Genomic DNA, 17,571 nt, shown 5'->3' with positions numbered 1-17,571 from the left:
CCTAGGGCCGGACCGCAGGCGGGAACAAGGGTTCCGGGCAGTGGCGTGTGCCACTCCGCTCCGGGGCCGGGACCGGCCTGCGGCGGTCCCCGTGACGCGTTTCTGCTGCGGATCCGGAGGTTGGAAGTTCGGTGCAGCCGGACCCGCCGACATCGTTGACCGGGCCCGAAGCACGCCACACACTGGAATTATCCTGCCGCGCCGCCTTTCGAGAGGTGAACTCCATGGACAAGAGATTCCTGAACTATCCGGAATGGCAGGACACCGCCGACACCCTGCACATGTTTCTGCAGATGGCCGGCAAGGTGAAGCTGGAGCGCAGCTACAAGCGGCCCGGCTGGTCGCATGTGCGGTTGGACCTGACGATTCAGGGCATCGGCACCGGCATCATCCCGGTCGAGGACCGCAATTTCGAAATCTTCTTCAATCTCGCCCAGCATCATGTGAACGTGCAAAACAGCTTGGGGACGCGGGCCCGGATTCCCTTGGGTGACGGGCTGAGCGTCGCGGCGTTCCATCAGCAATTAATGGGAGCGCTGGACGACATCGGCACGCCGACGCCGATCAACACCACGCCGCAGGAGTTCTACGATCCCATCCCCTTCGACGAGGACTACCAGCACCACGCCTACGATCAGGAGGCGGTGGAACTCTTCCTCGCGAACCTGCACTTTGCCCACCGTGCCCTGGCCGGGTTCCTTTCCCCGATGCGAGGGAAAATCGACATGCCGGCGTTCTGGTTCGGCACCATGGACCTGGCCGGCAATGTGTTCAGCGGCCAGCCGGCGCCGTATTCGGGTTCGGACACGATCGGCAGGAACTGCTACGACGAGCGGTTCTGCGAGGTCGGATTCTGGCCCGGCGACACCAAAACCCCGGAACCGTCGTTTTATGTTCTGCCGTATCCGTTCCTGGCGAGCATTGGCAGCTACGGGACGCTGCTGATGCCGGAGCGGGCACAGTTCCTGGCCTCCGAGAACGAGTTCCTTTTCAGCTTGGAGGATGCCTTCGCGGCGCCGGATCCGCAGCAGGCGGTGCTCGACTTCTGCCGGTCCAGCTTTGGTATTCAGCAGCGGCTGGACCGGTGGAAGGACCTGGACTGGATCACCGAGCCGCTGACCTATCCCAAGTAGCGGGGCCGACTTATGACAAAAAGGTGAGGGAAACAAAGACGAAAAGGCACCCGAACACGATGAAGAAAGCGCCGATGAGGCGCATGAAGCCAGGGGTTGGGGAGAACGAAGGGGAAGCCTTGACACCCATCGGCCGGTAGCCTTTGGCAGCTTCGGATGTGGCTTTGGCCGACTGATTGAGATCGGTGGCCAAGCAGATGCCAATCAGCACCACCAAGGCGCCCATAACGGGAAACCAGACCGGCGGACTGCCGGCGCTTTTTCCGGTGGTTATGCCGATGAGCGTCACAATGAATCCAACAGCAAACACGGCGAACGTCAGGATGTACAACGCCTTCAGCGGCTGCGGCAGTGACTTGATGAAAGTGACCACGGATTCCCCCAGAGCTGGAACGGACGGCTAAGCGGCCTGCCGCACCTCGGCAACGCCGGGTGCCACAGCGGGGTTGAGCCTACGCGCTGAACCGGGCGGATGCCCGCCATCCGCAGATTCCGACTGCGTGTCTTCGCCACTCTTGCGACTATGTCCGACGCCGGACGCCTGGCCGCGCACCGGTTCCCACCGTATGTGGCAGGTGTGGCTGGTGTGACCTCAGGAGCCACAGAAGTGATCAAACAGTGGGAACCAGTGCTCGGGTCGGGGTCAAACCGGTGTCAACCGGCGGGCAGGCCCTTCGGTGGGGGTCCAGACGGCGGGGGATCCAAAGTACAGACATCCAAAGTACAGATAAGGGTCCTAAGAGGGCCCGAGCAGCATTCGTAGTACAGCTAACGGGCTCATTTCGCCGGCGAGACCCCATTATCTGTACTACGGATATTCGCTGGCCCCATTATCTGTACTACGGAATCTGCCCTACGGACGGAGCAGGAGAAACCACGGATGAGTGCTGGTGGAGGGTCTGCACGGAATGATTCCCCGGGCATAAGTCATCCTCCGGCGGGCAGGCTCACATGGAGGCGCTGCCGAAGGTCCGCCAGGAAAGGCTGCGGGCCAACGAGCTCATCGTTCCACCGCGATCCATCAAACGGTTGATCTTGCTCGCACGGACCGGTTTCCGTGGGGGAGGGCAGGAGCCGCCGCGATACGATACGAACGAATCCGTTGGCAACCGCCGGTCGCCCCGGCAGCAGCACCCAAGCACCGCGACGAGAGAGCCCGATGACCCCCCGCACTTTGTTCCGCACCCTGGCCTTCGCCGAGGCCGTCACCTGGACCCTGCTTCTGGCCGGCATGTTCGCCAAGTACGTCCTGGGCAACGAGGCCTTCACCCCGATTGCCGGCGGCCTGCACGGCTTCGTGTTCCTGTCCTACGCCGCGAGCACCGTCTTCGTTGGCATCAACCAGAAGTGGTCGCTGGGCACCATCGGCCTGGGCCTGGCCACTGCTGTCATCCCGTATACGACCATTCCCTTCGAACGGACCATGGACCGCCGGGGACGGCTGGCCGGCGGGTGGCGGCTGGCCCCCGGCGGCGAAACCCCGGTGAGCTTCCCCGAGAAAGTCCAGGCCGTGGTGCTCCGCCGTCCGGCCGCCTCGGCGGTGGTGGTGCTGGCCGGCATCGCCGTCGTCTTCGGCGTGCTGCTCCGCCTGGGCCCGCCCGTTTCGCTGAGCTGATCCGTCCGCGAAATGGCAGAAGGTGCGCGTCCCAGCGCTGGGAAGTGCACCTTCTGCCATTTCGGGGGAGTTTGGGGGTCCCGGGGTGTTCCGCCGAGCCCGTCCCGGAGCGTCTGGGGGCCTGCCCAACTACAGTGGAACGAGGATTATTCGCAGTGGCACCGTTGGAGGGTTAGGGCATGACAATCGGAAACCGAGGCGCCCCGCTGGTGGTGGGTCACCGCGGCAACAGCGGGCTGGCGCCGGAGAACACCGCCGTGGCCTTCGCGCAGGCCCGGGCGGCGGGCGCGGCCATGGTGGAAACCGATGTGCGCCTCACCGCTGACGGCGAGCTGTTCCTCTTTCACGACGGCACCGGCCGCCGCACCACCAATGTGGCGGAGGTCTTTCCGGAGCGTGCCGATGCTCCGATCGTTTCCTTCACCGCTGCGGAACTGCGGCGGCTGGACGCCGGGTCCTGGTTCGGTGAACAGTTCACCGGGGAGCCGATCCTGTTCCTCTCCGAGCTGCCGGCCACGGTTGGCTTCGGCATGGGCATCAACCTGGAGATCAAGGCTCCGCAGGACTCACCCGGCGTGGAGACCGCCCTCGCCGCCGCGCTGACCGGACCGGACTGGGTGCGCCTGCTGGAACACCACCCGGTCACCGTCAGCTCCTTTGACCGGGCAGCTGTCCGCACCTTCGCCGCGGCCGCTCCCGGTCTGCCGGTGTGGCAGTTGGCGGGGCGGGTTCCGTCGGCACGGTTGCTGGCCCAGCTCGCCGGCCGCGGTGTGCGGGGAGTGGTGGCCGAGCACCGCTTCCTGACCCAGTCCGGCGCCGCCGCCATCCGGGCGGCGGGCCTGGGCCTGTGGGTCTACACGGTCAATACCGTTCCGGAGATGACCCGGGTCATGAACCTGGGCGTGGAGGCAATCATCACTGATTTCCCCGGCACCCTCGTGGAGCTGCTGGACGGCGCGGGTTCCGTCGCCGGCTAGCGCCCCGACTAGCGCCGCCGGCTAGGTCCGCCGCCGGCTAGGGCAGACTAGGGGTGCCGGACGCCGTCGCCGGCCAGCACCGCCCGGTACCCTTCCCGGAACGTCGGATAGGCGAACTCGAAACCGGTGCCGCGCAGCCGGGCGTTGGACAGTTTCCGGTTTCCGCCGCGGCTGGATTCAGTGCTGGAGTCCGCCGGCGCGTCCGGCAGCTCGGCGGCCAGTTCGGCCGCGAGGAACCGCAGCACCTCGGCCAGGTCCACCGGCTCGTCGTCGACGCCCACATACAGCGGCGCGGGATCCGGTACCGCAGTGGTCAGGTGCACGATGGCCGCCGCGGCGTCGTCCCGGTGGATCCGGTTGGTCGGCTGCGGCCGGTTGGGCACGACGGCGGTGCCCCCGGTGACCGCATCGATCAGCCGGGTGCGGCCCGGCCCGTAAATGCCTGACAGCCGGAGCACGACGGCGTCCGGCCGGCGCGCGTGCAGCAGCTCCTCGGCCTCGAGGATCACGGCACCGGTCACCGTCGCCGGTGCGGCCGGCGTTTCCTCGTCCACCACACCGCCGTCGGCGTCGCCGTACACCGCGGTGGAGGAGACGAACAGGATCCGCCGCGGCCGCACGCCGTCGCGCTCCAGCGCATCCAGGACGTTTGCCGTGCCGTCCACATACGCTGCACGGTAGGCCGCTTCACTGCGGCTGCCGGCGGCCACGGCGATGACGACGACGCCGGTATCGGCAGGAATGCGCGGCAGCTCGCCGCGGGTCAGGTCGGCGGCCTGGCCGGTGAGCGGAGCGGGGATTTTCTCCGGGGAACGGCGCCAGCCGAGCACGGAAAAGCCGGCCGCGGCGAACCGCAGGCCGGCTTCCGTGCCCAGATCGCCGCAGCCGGCAATCAGGACGGTCACAGTGGGCTTCTACTCGGCCAGTGCGGCGAGGACGGCCTTGGCCACGTCTTCGCTGGACTGCGGGTTCTGGCCGGAAATCAGGTTCCGGTCGCGGACCACGAAGCTGGACCAGGCGGGGCCGGTTTCCACTTCGGCGCCCTTGTTGCGCAGCACTTCCTCGACGAACCATGGGGTGTTCTCCCCGGTGCCGCCATTGAGTTCTTCCTCATCGGTGAAGACGGTCATCTTGCGGCCGGCAAAAACGAAGTCGCCGTTCTCCGTCTCGGCGCTCAGCAAGCCTGCCGGGCCGTGACAGAACGGAGCGATGATCTTTCCGTCGGTGTCGGCTGCAATCAGAATCCGGCCCAGGTCCTTGTCGAAGGCCAGGTCCGACATGGGGCCGTGCCCGCCCGGCATGATCACGGCGTCGTACTCCGCCGGATCCGCGTCAGCCAGGGTCAGCGGAGCGGAGAGCTCGGCGTCGATGAAGGAGAGGTAGTTGGTGAAGGCCACGGCCTTTTCCTCGCCGCCGGCGGAGGCCGGGTCCAGGCTGACCTGGTCAACGGTGGGCTTGACGCCGTTCGGGGTGGCGATGCGGACGGTGTGGCCGGCTTCGCGCAGGACGCGGTGGGATTCCACGAGTTCCTCGGCCCAGTAGCCGGTGGGATGCTCGCTGCCGTCCTTCATCGTGAGGGAATCGGCTGCTGAAACGACCATGAGGATGTTAGCCATGAGAAAGTTCTCCTTCTGTGGGGGAAAGGTGGGGGAAAGGTGGTGCCTGTGCCGGGCGGGTGGTGCGCTGCCGCGGCGGGTGCTTACTTGCCGGAAGCGCTCTTGCTGGCGGCGTCGAGCTCGGCGTACGTGGCGTCGTCGAGCACCAGGTCTGCGGCGGCGAGGTTTTCCTCGAGGTGCTTGATGGAGCCGGTGCCCGGGATCGGCATGATCACGGGGGAGCGGCGCAGCAGCCAGGCCAGGGCCACCTGGGAATCGGTGGCGTTCAGGCGCTGCGCGGCTTCGGCCACGGGGCCGCCCGGCTGGGCCAGTTCGCCGGCGGAGATCGGAGCCCACGGAATGAAGCCGATGCCGTTGGCCTCGGCGTATTCCAGCACGTCCTCGGAGGAGCGGTCGGTGAGGTTGTAGCGGTTCTGCACGGTGGAGACGGTGAAGTACTTGTCGGCGGCCTTGAGCTGCTCCACCGAAACCTGGGACAGGCCCAGGGCCTTGATCTTGCCTTCCTGCTGCAGGTCGCGCATCACGGCGAACTGCTCTTCGGCCGGAACCTCGGGGTCGATGCGGTGCAGCTGGAACAGATCCAGGGAATCCACCTTGAGCTTGCGCAGGCTCAGTTCGACCTGCTGGCGCAGGTACTCCGGGCGGCCCAGGGGCACCCAGACGTCAGGTCCGGTGCGGGCAAAGCCGGCCTTGGTGGCGATGCGCACGCCGTCGGGATACGGATACAGCGCCTCGGCGATGATCTCCTCGCTGACGTTGGGGCCGTAGGAATCGGCGGTGTCGATGAAGTCAACACCCAGCTCCACGGCCCGGCGGACGACGTCGACGGCGGTGCCGCGGCTTTCGGGCTCGCCCCAGATGCCGGGGCCCACGATGCGCATGGCGCCGAAGCCAAGACGGCGGACCGTGCCCAGGTCCTTGAGATCAATGGTCAGGGGGACGGGGGTTACGCTCTGCTCTGTCATATAGGCGGCAACACGGGCTGCCGCGGGCTTATTCCTCAGCACACTGAGGTTTCGTTTCCCTCCCTCCCTCCTCGCGGAGGTTTCCGGAGCGGTCGCGGACCGTATCTGACCGCGGCACCGTTCCCCGCCGTCGTCAGCGGTTCTACCGTGGATGCCATGGACTGGAAAATTGAGCTGGTACCCGTGCCGGTCTCCAACGTGGATGCCTCCAAGGCGTTCTACGTGGACCAAGTGGGATTCAACGCTGACTACGACGAACGCATTAGTCCAGAACTGCGGTTTGTGCAGCTGACGCCGCCGGGATCTGCGTGTTCGGTGGTGATCGGTCCGGGCACAACGGACATGGTGCCCGGAACCCAGCGGATCCAGATCGTGGTGCCCAACGCCGCCGAGGCGCGGCAGCACCTGGTGGACCACGGCATTGAGGCCAGCGACATTGCGCCGCTGGACTGGGGCACGTTCGTCTACTTCAGCGATCCGGACGGCAACCAATGGTCGCTGCAGGAGCTTCCGGAAATCGCCCCGACGCTGCCGTCGGACTCCTCCTGACGGGGACTCTTTGCAGTGTTACGGGCAGGGAGGCAGCCCACCCGCCCCCGACTAGGATCGAGGGATGGCCCTTACGGATGACGCGATAACCAAGATCAAGGACATGATCATCGGCGGAGAGCTGTCCCCGGGGGACCGGCTGCCGCCCGAGAAGGAACTCAGCGAGCAATTGGGTCTGTCCCGCAATTCGCTGCGGGAAGCGGTCAAGGCGTTGGAAGCCGTCCGGGTATTGGACGTCCGGCGGGGCGACGGCACGTACGTCACCAGCCTTGAGCCTCGGCTGCTGCAGGAATCCACCGCGTTCATGGTGGACCTGCATTCGGACACCTCGTTGGTGGAGCTCTTCGAAGTCCGGCGCATCCTGGAATCCTCGGCCGCAGGCATGGCGGCCAGACGGATCACCCAAGCGGAGCTGGCCCGATTGGAGGCGGACATCGCAGGCGTGGACGCGGGATCCGTGGATGACCTCATCGAGCATGACCTGCGGTTCCACGAGAGCATTGCCGACGCCGCGGGCAACGGCTACCTCTGCGGGCTGCTTTCAGGCCTGAACAGTCGAACGGTCCGGGCACGGATCTGGCGCGGCCTCACAGAGCAGGGCGCGGTGGAACGCACTCTGGCGGAGCACAGGAGCATCGTCGCGGCCCTGCGGTCGGGGGACGCAGAATTGGCGCGCGCCGCCACCATGCTGCACGTGAGCGGCGTGGAACAGTGGGTCAAGGAGGCGCTCGGCTGACAGACGCCAGCCGCGTAAGTCGGGCTGCTCAAACGGGAAGGTCCGGTGCGCGCACGCGCACCGGACCTTCCCGTTTTTACGTCTTGAGGGGTGAGGCTACTCGCCGACGGGCCTCAGCCGCAGACCGTCCATGCCACCGTCGACCGCCAGGCAAACGCCTGCGGTGGACTTGTTCCGAGGACTGGCCAGGTAACAGATCGCCTCGGCGACCTCTTCGGGCTCCACCATCCGGCCGTGCGGCTGGCGGGCGTTCAGCGCTGTCCGCTCCGCCTCGGGATCAGCGGCTTTGCTCAGCAGCCCCCCGATCCATGGAGTGTTGGCCGTGCCGGGGCTGACGCAGTTCACCCGGATCCCTTCGCGGATGTGGTCGGCGGCCATCGCCAGCGTCATGGAGCGGATGGCACCCTTACTCGCGGAATACAGTACCCGCTCCGGGAGCCCGGCTGCAGCGGCAATCGAGGAGGTGTTCACAATCGCAGCATGCGCTGATTCGCGCAGGTAGGGCAGCGCCTCACGGGATACCCGGGCCACGGACAGCACGTTCACGTTCAGAACGCGGGCCCACTCGTCGTCGTCATTCGCCGCGACGTCGCCCTGGGCGCCAATGCCCGCGTTATTGACGACGACGTCGATGCCTCCCAGCACCCGGGCGGCCTCGGCGACGGCGGAGCGCACGGAATCGGAATCCCCGACGTCGCAGCGGATTCCCACAGCCCCTGCGGGCGCCTGTTCCGGACGCAGGTCCAGGACGGCAACCTTTGCACCCGACTCCAGCAACCGCTGCACCGTTGCTGCCCCGATGCCGGAGGCTCCGCCGGTGACGATCGCTGCCAGTCCCTCAAATTCCGCTGCCATCACTTGCCTGCCTCAATCCGGTGGTACTCCTGGCGCTGTTTGCCCAGCCCCTCGATTTCAATCTCGGTGACGTCCCCGGCCTGCAGGTAAGGGAAGCGTCCGGAGAAGGCAACGCCCTCCGGGGTACCGGTGCAGATGATGTCGCCCGGCTCGAGTTGCATGTACTGGGAGAGGTCGCGGACGATATCCGTCACGGAGAAAATCATGTCCCTGGTGGACGAGTCCTGCCGCGGTTCCCCGTTGACCCAACTGCGCAGACGCAGGTCCGCGGGATCAATGCTGTCGGCTGTGCGGAGCACCGGTCCGGCGGGCAAGAAATCCTTCACGCATTTGCCCTTGCTCCACTGACCGCCGGAGACGTCCATCTGGTAGCTCCGCTCCGAAAGGTCGTTCACCGTCATGTACCCGCCGATGGCGTCAGCGGCCTCGGCATCGGACTGCAGGTAAGCGGCGGGCTTGCCGATGACGATGGCCAGTTCCACTTCCCAATCGGTTTTTTCCGAGGCCGGCGGGATGCCCACGGCGTCGTAGGGCCCGGTCAGCGTGTTCGGCGTCTTGAGGAAGACAATCGGGTGCGTCGGCGGCTGCGCGCCGGATTCCGCGGCGTGCGCGGCGTAGTTCTGACCGATGCAGATGATCGCCGAGGGACGGGCGACCGGAGCGCCGATCCGCTGCCCGGCCGGGTTGACGGCGGTCAGTTCGCCGGCCGCGAGAGCTTGGGCCACCCGCGCCGGGCCCTCGGACCAGAAGTCGGGATCGATGTCCGCGACAATGCCGGCCAGCGAGTAGGAGGTGCCGTTCTCCACGACAACGGGGGTTTCCGAGCCCTTGGGCCCGATGCGCATGAATTCCATAAGGTTCCTGTTCGATCGATGGTGCGTTGGTTCAGCCGGTGGTGTGTAGGCAGGTTTTGGTCAGCGGATGAAACCGAGGGCGGCTGCATCGGCCCAGAATTGTTCGGGGATGGCGGCGCCGCTCAGGGCAACATTTTGTTCCACCTGTTCCGCCGTGCGCATGCCCAGGACGATGGCGGCCACTGCCGGTTCCCGATAAGGGAAGGCGAGGGCAACTGCGGGAAGCGTGGTGTCGTGCTTCTCCGCCAGATCGGCCAGGGCATTGGCACGCTCCAACATCTCCGGCGGTGCGGGGGCGTAGTTGTAAGTGGCGTCGGGGGCCGGCCGGTCCTTGGACAGCAGCCCGGAGTTGAAAACACCCACGTCCACAATGCCCACCCCGCGCTCGCGGCAGGCGCTGATCAGGTTCCCGGCGGCGGCCTGTTCCAGCAGCGTGTAGCGGCCCGCAAGCATGACGACGTCGACGTCGGCCTCCCGGACAAAGCGTTCCAGCATCGCCGACTGGTTCATCCCGGCGCCGTAGGCACCGATCACGCCCTGGTCCCGAAGCTCTGACAGGGCAGGAACGGCGCCGGCCACTGCCTCGTCCCAGTGTTCGTCCGGGTCGTGGATGTACACCACGTCCAAGCGGTCCGTGTTCAGCCGAACCAGGCTCTCCTCAATGGAGCGCAGCACTCCGTCGCGGGTGTAGTCGTAGATCCGGGTGAGGTCATCGGGTACGTCAAAGCCCTCCGTGTCCCTGCCCCCGGGTGCCGGATTGGGGCGAAGCAGCCGCCCCACCTTGCTGGATAGCAGATAGCTGTCCCGGGGTTTTCCGGACAGCACCTGCCCAAGCCGGCGTTCAGCCAGTCCCAGGCCATAGTGGGGTGCGGTGTCGAAGTGCCGGATGCCCTGCTGCCACGCTGTTTCGACGGCGTCCAGAGCCTCGGCGTCTGGTACGGCACGGTAGAGGTTGCCGATGGGGGCTGCGCCGAAGCCCAGCGCGCCGGTGCTCCGGATGCGCTCCACGGTTTGGTTTTCACTCATGCGTTGTTCCTGCTTTCATGTAAATCCGTTCGGCGTTGCCTTCGGCAACAGCTTCGCGGTCCGGTGCGCTGAGCACGCAGAGCGTATCCTCCAGCAGCAAGGTCCACCAGCTCGCATAGGTGTCCCGCGGTGCCCGGGCGGTGGACACCGGCCAGTCACTGCCCAAGAGCAGCCGGCCCGGGTCCGCGATCTCCAAGGCCGCGGCCAGGAACGGTCGTATCTGTGCTTCGAGCGGTCTCTCCGGAGCGGCCTCCGGCGCCAGTCCCGATATTTTGACCGTCACATTGGGGCAGTCCGCCAGCCGCTGCAGGTCCCGCGCCCAGGGTCCGACGACGCCGGATGCCACCGGGGGCTTGCCCAGATGGTCCAGCACAATGGTCAGTTCGGGAACCTGCCGGGCGAAGGCTTCCAGCTCCGGGAGCTGACCTGAGCGAACGGTGGCATCAAAAACCAATCCGGCAGCGGCCACTGCCCTTGCTCCGGCAATCATGGCCGGTGCAACGAGCGCACCGGGTTCCAGCGACTGGAAATTACGCCGGACGCCGCGCACCAGCGGAATCCGGCTCAACCGGTCCAGCTCCGTGGTCAGGCGGGTGTCGTCCTCCAGCGTCACTGCCGCCACGACCGCACCGATCCGGGGATCCCGCCGGGCCTGGTCCTGCAGCCACAGGGTTTCGTCCAGGGCCTGATCGGAACGACAGCCGGCTTCAACGAGCACTATTTTCCGCACCGGCGACATGCCCGCGTCCAGCCCTGGGCACAGATCGGCGGCCAGACGGGGGACGTTCAGGACCGGACGGTCCTCCAGCCATGGGTAGGAAAACCGCCGCGGATCCCAGAAATGGACGTGGGTGTCCGTGATCCGCACGCTAGGCTCCCGGCAGCGAGGAGCCGGTTGTCCGCACGCCGATGGTCAGGAGCAGATTGGCGTACTGTCGCTGGTCCCCGCTGGCGATCACCACGCCGACGTCGGATCCCCGGGCGGCCTCGTAAAACGCGTGCCGCTCGTGGCCGAGCACCGGAACCTCCCGCCCCAGGAGGGCCCGGTAGCCGCCGACGCACGGTGCCCAGGCGCCGTCGTCGTCGGTCATGATCTCCGCTGACTCAATCGGACTGCTGACCGCCAGGACTTCCAGAATCTGGTCCACGGTGAGCAGGCCGGGACGCAAATTCAGGGCGATGCGCCGGGCGGACGCGGGGGCACCGGTGTTGTGGGGATAGTTGCCGTCGGCGATGAGCACTTTGGTGCCGTGGCCGGACGACGCCAGCGCCTGCAGCAGGTCGGGGTGGGTGAGTTCGAAGCTGAGCATGGGTTTTTCCTTTAGCTGGACCGGTGTGGCAGGAGGATCGAATCAGCCGGCGGCGGCCAGTTTCCGGTCTTCTTCCACGCGCCAGTACTCCTCGATCTCCTCCAGGGACTTTCCTGAGGTTTCCGGGACGCGGCGCACCACATAGAAGAAGCCGGCAGCCGAAAGGACCGCGAAGAGCAGGAACACGACCGGACCGAAGCGCTCCATGGCCACCGGGAAAGCCGAAGCAAACACGGCGTTGAAGAGGTATTGCGTGAAGGTGATAACGCCCATGCCGATGGCACGCATCCGCAGCGGGAGTACCTCGGGGATGTACAGCCAGAACACCGGACCGAGACCGAAGCCGAAGGCAAAGGTGTACACGAAGACGGCGGCAATGCTGACAAAGCCCATATCCGGGAAAAGCCAGAGCACCACCATGGCCACAGCCTGGCCGGCCATGCTCACGGCCAGCATCTTGACCCGGCCCAGCCGGTCAATCAGCGGCAGCGAGATGGCGGTGGAGACCACCAGGGCGATGCCGACGCCGTAGTTGGCGATCATGCCGGCGTTTTCGCCCATCGATTCAATGTCAGCGAAGATGATCGGCGTGTAGTAGACCACCGCGTTGATGCCGGTGAAGACCTGGAAGAAGGTAAGGATGAACAGGACCGTCATTGCCGGCCTGGCCGAGCGGAAAAGTTGCCCCACGCCGGCGCCCTGGTTCTGCAGGCTGCCTTCGATCTCGGCGACTTCAGCCGCGGCGAGTTCGCGGGTGGCCCGCAGCTTGGTCAGGACGGTGAGGGCTTCCTCGCGGCGGCCGCGCATGATCAGCCAGCGGGGGCTGGCCGGGCTGAGGTACATGCCGACCAGGAAGATGATGGCAGGAAAAGCGCCGGCTCCGAGGATCCACTGCCAACTGCCGGAGGCCTGCAGCGCGTCGCCTGCGATGTAGGCGCACAGGATGCCGACGTTGACGGAGAGCTGGTACAAAGCGGTCAGCAGTCCCCGAATGCGGGTCGGGGCGAGTTCGGCCAGATAGATCAGGCCGAACATGTTGGCGATGCCCACAGCCAAGCCCAGGAAGAACCGGGCGTACATCAGGACCGTGATGTTCGGAGCCAGGGCGCAGGCAACGGAGCCGACGACGAAGATCACCGCGGCGACCAGCAGCAGATGACGACGGTCGAACCGGCGGGCGGCGAGCGTGGCGCCGATGATCGCGGGCAGCGCTCCCCAGAGCAGCAGCGAGGTAACCAGACCCTGGGTTCCGGCGTCGATTCCGAAGTCGTTGATCAACAGGGGCAGGGCACCGGATATGGCGCCGGAGTCGTAGCCGTACAGCAGGCCTGAAAACCCGGCAAGGACGGCGATGAACACCACCGCTTTGGGGATGGTTTCCTTGCTGTGGTCGCGCTGGTGAAGCTGGTCTGGATCCTGGATCATCAAAGGTCTCTTCTATGAGGCTGAAAAAGGCAGGGAAGAACGAGCGGAACTAACGTGGGGCCGAGGCGGACGCCGGGGCGGGGTCGGCTGGGACCTTAGGACCAGACGGAGCCGGTGGGGTAGAGGTAGCCGGCCACGGAGGACTGGATCATTTCCATTCCGGCACCGGGTGCTGCCGGCGGCCAGTAGCGGCCGGCACGCACGTCGACCGGAACGGTGAAGTGCTCGTGCAGGTGGTCGACGAACTCGATCATCCGGCCGTCCATGGCACCGGAGACTGACACATAGTCGAACATGGAGAGGTGCTGGACTGCTTCGCAAAGCCCCACTCCTCCGGCGTGAGGGCAAACCGGGACTCCGAATTTGGCCGCGAGCAGCAGGATGGCGATGTTCTCGTTAACGCCGGCAACGCGGGATGCATCGATCTGGAGCACCTGCAGGGAACCGGCCTGCAGCATCTGCTTGAAGATCACGCGGTTCTGCACATGTTCTCCGGTGGCAACCGGGATCGGGGCGATGGCCCGGGCGATGGCTGCGTGGCCCAGGACGTCGTCGGGGCTGGTGGGCTCCTCGATCCAGGCCGGATTGAAGGGTGCCAGATGAGCCATCCATTCGATGGCCTGGTCCACGTCCCAGCGCTGGTTGGCGTCCACTGCAATCCGGAAGTCCGGACCGCAGACCTCGCGCGCCACCCGCAGGCGGCGGATGTCGTCGTCGAGGTCGGCGCCGACTTTGAGCTTGATTTGTTCGAAGCCGTCAGCCATTGCTTCCCGGCACAGACGGGTGAGCTTCTCGTCGGAGTAGCCCAGCCAACCGGGCGTGGTGGTGTATGCCTCGTAACCGACCCGCTTGAGGGTGCTGATGCGTTCCTGCCGGCCCGGCTCGGCTCGCCTGAGGATGTCGAGGGCTTCGGCAGGAGTCAGGGCATCGGTGAGGTAGCGGAAGTCCACCAGGCCCACAATTTCCTCCGGGCTCATTTCGGCTAACAGAAGCCACAGGGGCTTGCCTTCGCGCTTGGCCCGCAGATCCCACAGTGCGTTGATGACCGCACCGATTGCCATGTGCATCACGCCCTTTTCCGGTCCGAGCCAGCGCAACTGTGAATCGTGGACAAGTGTCTTCCAGAAACCGCCGAGGTCTGCCAGCGTCTCTTCAACGTTGCGGCCCGTGAGGTAGCCGGCAAGGGCAGTGATTCCGGCGGCCTGGACGTCATTGCCGCGACCGATCGTAAAGACGAATCCGTTTCCGGTCAGGCCGTCATCGGAGTCCGTCCCGATGCTGAGGTAGGCGGCGGAGTAGTCCGGGTCCGGGTTCATTGCATCGGAGCCGTCCAGGTCCTGCGACGTCGGGAATCGGATGTCCTGGATATCCACGCGGGTGATGGTGCTCAAGAACTGTGCCTGCCTAACAAGTCAGCCGGCTCGAAGGTGCCGGAACGTGATCGATATCACGAGCTAAACATCCTATGTTCGTAGTGTCAAACTACGACGTGTAACACTCCCAAGGCGTGGAAAGGGCGTATCGGACCCTAAGCAGGCTGAACTTGGCTGCATGACATCGGGTCAATTGAATCCACCGTGCACTGGCCTTCGTTGCCGGCTCCGTTCAGGCTCAACCCGTGCGCGGAGCAGCAGTCCCCGCACCTACCGCGTCGCCTCCGCCAGATACTCGAGCACGTGCCGGTAGGTGTGGCCGGTGGCCTTGGACATGCCGATCTCGCAGGTCCGGTTCACCGAGGCGTAGGCAGCGAACTCGCGCTCGTTGATTTCCGCCGCCTGCCGGTCGGTGGCCGAGTCCGTCAGCTCCGGATGCAGCAGCCCGCGGTCGCCGGCGAACGCGCAGCAGCCCCAGCTCGGCGGCACGAACACCTCGTCGGCCACTGCTTCGGCCACGGCGTGCAGCGCCTCGTTGGCGCCAAGCTGGGTGGACGAGCAAGTGGGATGCAGCGCCATCGACGGCAGCTTCGCCGTCACGGCCAGCTGCGGCAGCACCGCGTCCCGCACGAACTCGACCGAATCGACGAACTGCAGCCCCGGGTAATCCGGGCTTTCCCCGGCCAGCCGCTTCATGGTGTCCAGACCCTCGGTGCAGGATGCGGCGTCGCAGACCACCGGCAGTGCCCCGCCGCCGGTGGCTTCCCACAGGTTGGCCAGCACGCGTTCGGTCATCACCGAGTAGCCCTTGGCGAAACCCTTGGACTTCCAGGGCGTTCCGCAGCACAGCTCGCCGATGCCGTTCGGGATGCGCACGCCCACCCCGGCGCGGCCGCACAGTTCCAGGAAGGCTGCGGAGACGCCGTCGCCGGTGCCGGCCGGACCAAACATGGTGCCGATGCAGGCAGGGAAATACACGGCCACAGCGGCCGGATCCTCCAGCGGCCGCCGCTTGGAACCGCCGGCCGGCAGCACCGTGGCGTAGGCCGGAACGGTATCGCTGCCGGCGACGGCGCGCGCGACGGCGGTGGCCGCCTTGGGCAGCAGCGGCGGCATCGCCTTGGCCAGGCTGAGGGCCTTGCCGCCGGCCACGGTCACCGTGGACCAGTGCTCGGCAGCGGTCTTCCAGCCGATGTCGGCGACGGGATTGGCGTCCTCCTTGCGCAGCCGGCGGACCAGGTCTCCGGTGTTGATCAGGACCGGGCAGGCGGTGACGCACATGCCGTCGACGGCGCAGGTCTGGACGCCGTCGTAGTCGTAGTCCTTGCGCAGCTCCTTGGCCAGCGCCGCGTCGCCGCGGGCTTCGGCGGCGGCGATCTCGCGGCGCAGGACAATCCGCTGGCGCGGAGTGGTGGTCAGGTCCTTGCTGGGACAGACCGGTTCGCAGTAGCCGCACTCCACGCAGCGGTCCACTTCCGCCTCCACCGTGGGCGCCACCTTGAGGTTCTCGATGTAGGCCAGCGGGTCTTCATTGATGAGCACGCCGGGGTTGAGCAGATTCGGCGGATCGACCAGGGACTTGAGCTCGCACATCACCGCGTACAGTTCATCGCCGTACTGGCGGCGGACAAATGCGGCCATGATCCGGCCGGTGCCGTGCTCGGCCTTGAGCGAGCCGCCGTTGCCCAGCACCAGGTCAACCATTTCCTCGGTGAACGCCTGATAGCGGGCCAGCTCCACCGGATCGTCGAAGCGTTCGTTGAGCATGAAGTGGACGTTGCCGTCCTTGGCGTGGCCGAAGATGACCGAATCGCGGTAGTGGTGTTCGGTGAAGAGCCGGGACAGCTCCCCGCAGGTGGCCGCCAGGGAGGGGACCGGCACCACGATGTCTTCGAGCAGGGCATTGGTTCCGGACGGGCGGGCGCCGGCCACCGTGGTGTACAGGCCCTTGCGCAGGTGCCACATGGCGGCCCGGTCCTTCGCGACCGACGTCATGGCGAACGGGGCGGCCAAGGGAAGGGACTCGTAGAGTGCCCGCGAGTTCTCCCGCTTCTCCGCCAGCTCCTCGGCGGTGCGGGCCTGGTGCTCCACCAGGAGGGCGGCGTGGTCGGAGATCTGCAGCTCGCGCAGCTCCGGGGGAGCGGTCGGGTCGGCGGCGGCCACGCGCAGAGACGTCGAATCCATCAGCTCAATCGTGGCCAGTCCGGAGGCGACCAGTTCCGGCAGGGCGCTGGCGGCGCGGTCCAGCGAGTCAAAAAACATCAGCCCGGTGGCCACCTTGGGCAGCGCCGGAACCGTCCGGAACGTCGCTTCGGCCACGAAACCCAGCGTGCCTTCGCTGCCGACCATCAGATGGGTGAGGATATCCAGCGGGCTCTCGTAGTCCAAGAAGGAGTTGAGCCCGTAGCCCATGGTGTTCTTCATGGAGAACAGCCGCTCGATGGTGGCCACTGAATGCGGGTTGGCAACGATCCGGCCGCGCAGCCGCAGCAGCCCCTCGACGAGCTCTGGTTCCAGGGTGCGCAGCTTGGTTTCGGCGTCGGGCGCTGCCGTGTCGAGGACCGTGCCGGAGGGCAGCACCAGGACCATGGACTCGATGGTCTGGTAGGTGTTGAACTCGGTGCCGCAGGCCATGCCGGAGGAATTGTTGGCGACGACGCCGCCGATGGTGCAGGCGATTTCCGACGCCGGATCGGGCCCGAGCTTGTAGCCGTGCGCGGCCAGCCGGGAGTTCACGGCGCGCACCGTGGCGCCGGGCTGCACGCGGACCCGGGCACCGCCGTCGAGCACCTCGATGCCGCGGAAGTGCTGGCGGGTATCGATCAGGAGGCTGTCGCTCTGGCTTTGGCCGGAGAGGGAGGTGCCGCCGGAGCGGAAGGTGGCAGGGATGCCCAGCTGCCGGCTGCGACTCAGCAGGGCGGCGACTTCCTCCACCGTGCGCGGCGTCGCCACGGCCTCGGGGATCATCAGATAGTGGGAAGCGTCGTGCGCCATTTTGCGCCGGTCGATTTCCCGGGTGCTGATGTGTTCGGTGCCGAGGTCGGCGACGGAGGTCGCTGACGGGACGGGGGCTTCCGTGTGAAGGTTCATTTTTCGATCCAACCGTTCCAGGGAGCTGCGGTGCTCCGCCTCCAAAT

The 17,571-nt window shown here is 66.4% G+C and carries 17 protein-coding genes; 5 read left to right on the top strand and 12 right to left on the bottom strand.

All coding sequences use genetic code 11. The features are described 5' to 3' along the window. The first annotated feature begins 224 nt into the window (after positions 1–224). Complete coding sequence (locus tag QNO00_RS13590; RefSeq protein WP_284024883.1) at positions 225–1,133, top strand: DUF5996 family protein; 909 nt, start codon at positions 225–227, stop codon at positions 1,131–1,133. A 10-nt stretch (positions 1,134–1,143) separates the two neighbouring features. On the opposite strand, the gene QNO00_RS13585 is transcribed toward QNO00_RS13590, so the two are convergent. Beyond that, positions 1,144–1,506, bottom strand: coding sequence for a hypothetical protein (locus QNO00_RS13585; RefSeq protein ID WP_284024882.1), 363 nt, complete (start codon positions 1,504–1,506; stop codon positions 1,144–1,146). Between the two features lie 786 nt (positions 1,507–2,292). Here QNO00_RS13585 and QNO00_RS13580 point away from each other — a divergent pair. Together QNO00_RS13580 and QNO00_RS13575 are read left to right on the top strand one after the other, a co-directional pair. Then, the gene (locus tag QNO00_RS13580; protein WP_229964506.1) at positions 2,293–2,748 is read left to right on the top strand and encodes a DUF3817 domain-containing protein; all 456 of its coding nucleotides are present in this window, start codon (positions 2,293–2,295) and stop codon (positions 2,746–2,748) included. A 179-nt stretch (positions 2,749–2,927) separates the two neighbouring features. Further along, a complete protein-coding gene (locus tag QNO00_RS13575; RefSeq protein ID WP_229964507.1) occupies positions 2,928–3,725 on the top strand; it encodes a glycerophosphodiester phosphodiesterase in 798 nt (265 codons plus the stop codon). A 47-nt stretch (positions 3,726–3,772) separates the two neighbouring features. Here the strand turns inward: QNO00_RS13575 and QNO00_RS13570 are convergent, their stop codons facing one another. The 3 genes from QNO00_RS13570 to QNO00_RS13560 all read right to left on the bottom strand — a co-directional run bounded on the left by QNO00_RS13570 (position 3,773) and on the right by QNO00_RS13560 (position 6,306). Beyond that, positions 3,773–4,630: an SDR family oxidoreductase gene (locus tag QNO00_RS13570; RefSeq protein ID WP_284024881.1), complete on the bottom strand. Its 858-nt coding sequence runs from the start codon at positions 4,628–4,630 to the stop codon at positions 3,773–3,775. A gap of 9 nt (positions 4,631–4,639) precedes the next feature. Further along, complete coding sequence (locus QNO00_RS13565) at positions 4,640–5,341, bottom strand: type 1 glutamine amidotransferase domain-containing protein (RefSeq protein WP_284024880.1); 702 nt, start codon at positions 5,339–5,341, stop codon at positions 4,640–4,642. Between the two features lie 83 nt (positions 5,342–5,424). After that, complete coding sequence (locus QNO00_RS13560) at positions 5,425–6,306, bottom strand: aldo/keto reductase (RefSeq protein ID WP_229964510.1); 882 nt, start codon at positions 6,304–6,306, stop codon at positions 5,425–5,427. A 156-nt stretch (positions 6,307–6,462) separates the two neighbouring features. Between QNO00_RS13560 and QNO00_RS13555 the strand changes: the two genes are divergently transcribed. Both QNO00_RS13555 and QNO00_RS13550 read left to right on the top strand, forming a co-directional pair. After that, on the top strand, positions 6,463–6,855 hold the full coding sequence (locus QNO00_RS13555) for a VOC family protein (protein ID WP_284024879.1): 393 nt from the start codon (positions 6,463–6,465) through the stop codon (positions 6,853–6,855). A gap of 64 nt (positions 6,856–6,919) precedes the next feature. After that, positions 6,920–7,591, top strand: a complete 672-nt coding sequence (locus tag QNO00_RS13550) for a FadR/GntR family transcriptional regulator (protein ID WP_284024878.1) — start codon at positions 6,920–6,922, stop codon at positions 7,589–7,591. 96 nt (positions 7,592–7,687) lie between these two features. Here QNO00_RS13550 and QNO00_RS13545 read toward each other — a convergent pair whose 3' ends face one another. The 8 genes from QNO00_RS13545 to QNO00_RS13510 all read right to left on the bottom strand — a co-directional run bounded on the left by QNO00_RS13545 (position 7,688) and on the right by QNO00_RS13510 (position 17,524). Further along, on the bottom strand, positions 7,688–8,446 hold the full coding sequence (locus QNO00_RS13545) for an SDR family NAD(P)-dependent oxidoreductase (protein ID WP_284024877.1): 759 nt from the start codon (positions 8,444–8,446) through the stop codon (positions 7,688–7,690). Continuing rightward, complete coding sequence (locus QNO00_RS13540; protein WP_284024876.1) at positions 8,446–9,300, bottom strand: fumarylacetoacetate hydrolase family protein; 855 nt, start codon at positions 9,298–9,300, stop codon at positions 8,446–8,448. Before QNO00_RS13540 ends, QNO00_RS13545 begins: the two co-directional genes overlap by 1 nt. Before the next feature lie 60 nt (positions 9,301–9,360). Then, on the bottom strand, positions 9,361–10,326 hold the full coding sequence (locus QNO00_RS13535) for an aldo/keto reductase (protein WP_284024875.1): 966 nt from the start codon (positions 10,324–10,326) through the stop codon (positions 9,361–9,363). Then, a complete protein-coding gene (locus QNO00_RS13530; protein ID WP_284024874.1) occupies positions 10,319–11,194 on the bottom strand; it encodes an amidohydrolase family protein in 876 nt (291 codons plus the stop codon). The genes QNO00_RS13535 and QNO00_RS13530 overlap by 8 nt, the downstream gene beginning before the upstream one ends. A 1-nt stretch (position 11,195) precedes the next feature. Then, positions 11,196–11,636, bottom strand: a complete 441-nt coding sequence (locus QNO00_RS13525; protein ID WP_229964517.1) for an RbsD/FucU family protein — start codon at positions 11,634–11,636, stop codon at positions 11,196–11,198. A 42-nt stretch (positions 11,637–11,678) separates the two neighbouring features. Continuing rightward, positions 11,679–13,061, bottom strand: coding sequence for a sugar porter family MFS transporter (locus tag QNO00_RS13520; RefSeq protein ID WP_284024873.1), 1,383 nt, complete (start codon positions 13,059–13,061; stop codon positions 11,679–11,681). A 95-nt stretch (positions 13,062–13,156) separates the two neighbouring features. Further along, a complete protein-coding gene (locus tag QNO00_RS13515) occupies positions 13,157–14,452 on the bottom strand; it encodes an enolase C-terminal domain-like protein (protein ID WP_229964519.1) in 1,296 nt (431 codons plus the stop codon). A gap of 252 nt (positions 14,453–14,704) precedes the next feature. Continuing rightward, a complete protein-coding gene (locus QNO00_RS13510) occupies positions 14,705–17,524 on the bottom strand; it encodes an FAD-binding and (Fe-S)-binding domain-containing protein (protein ID WP_284024872.1) in 2,820 nt (939 codons plus the stop codon). Positions 17,525–17,571 lie beyond the last annotated feature (47 nt).

The organism is Arthrobacter sp. zg-Y1219, assembly GCF_030125545.1.
In the GTDB taxonomy this organism is placed as follows: Bacteria; Actinomycetota; Actinomycetes; order Actinomycetales; family Micrococcaceae; genus Arthrobacter_B.
This window is presented reverse-complemented; position numbering and strand designations above follow the sequence as displayed.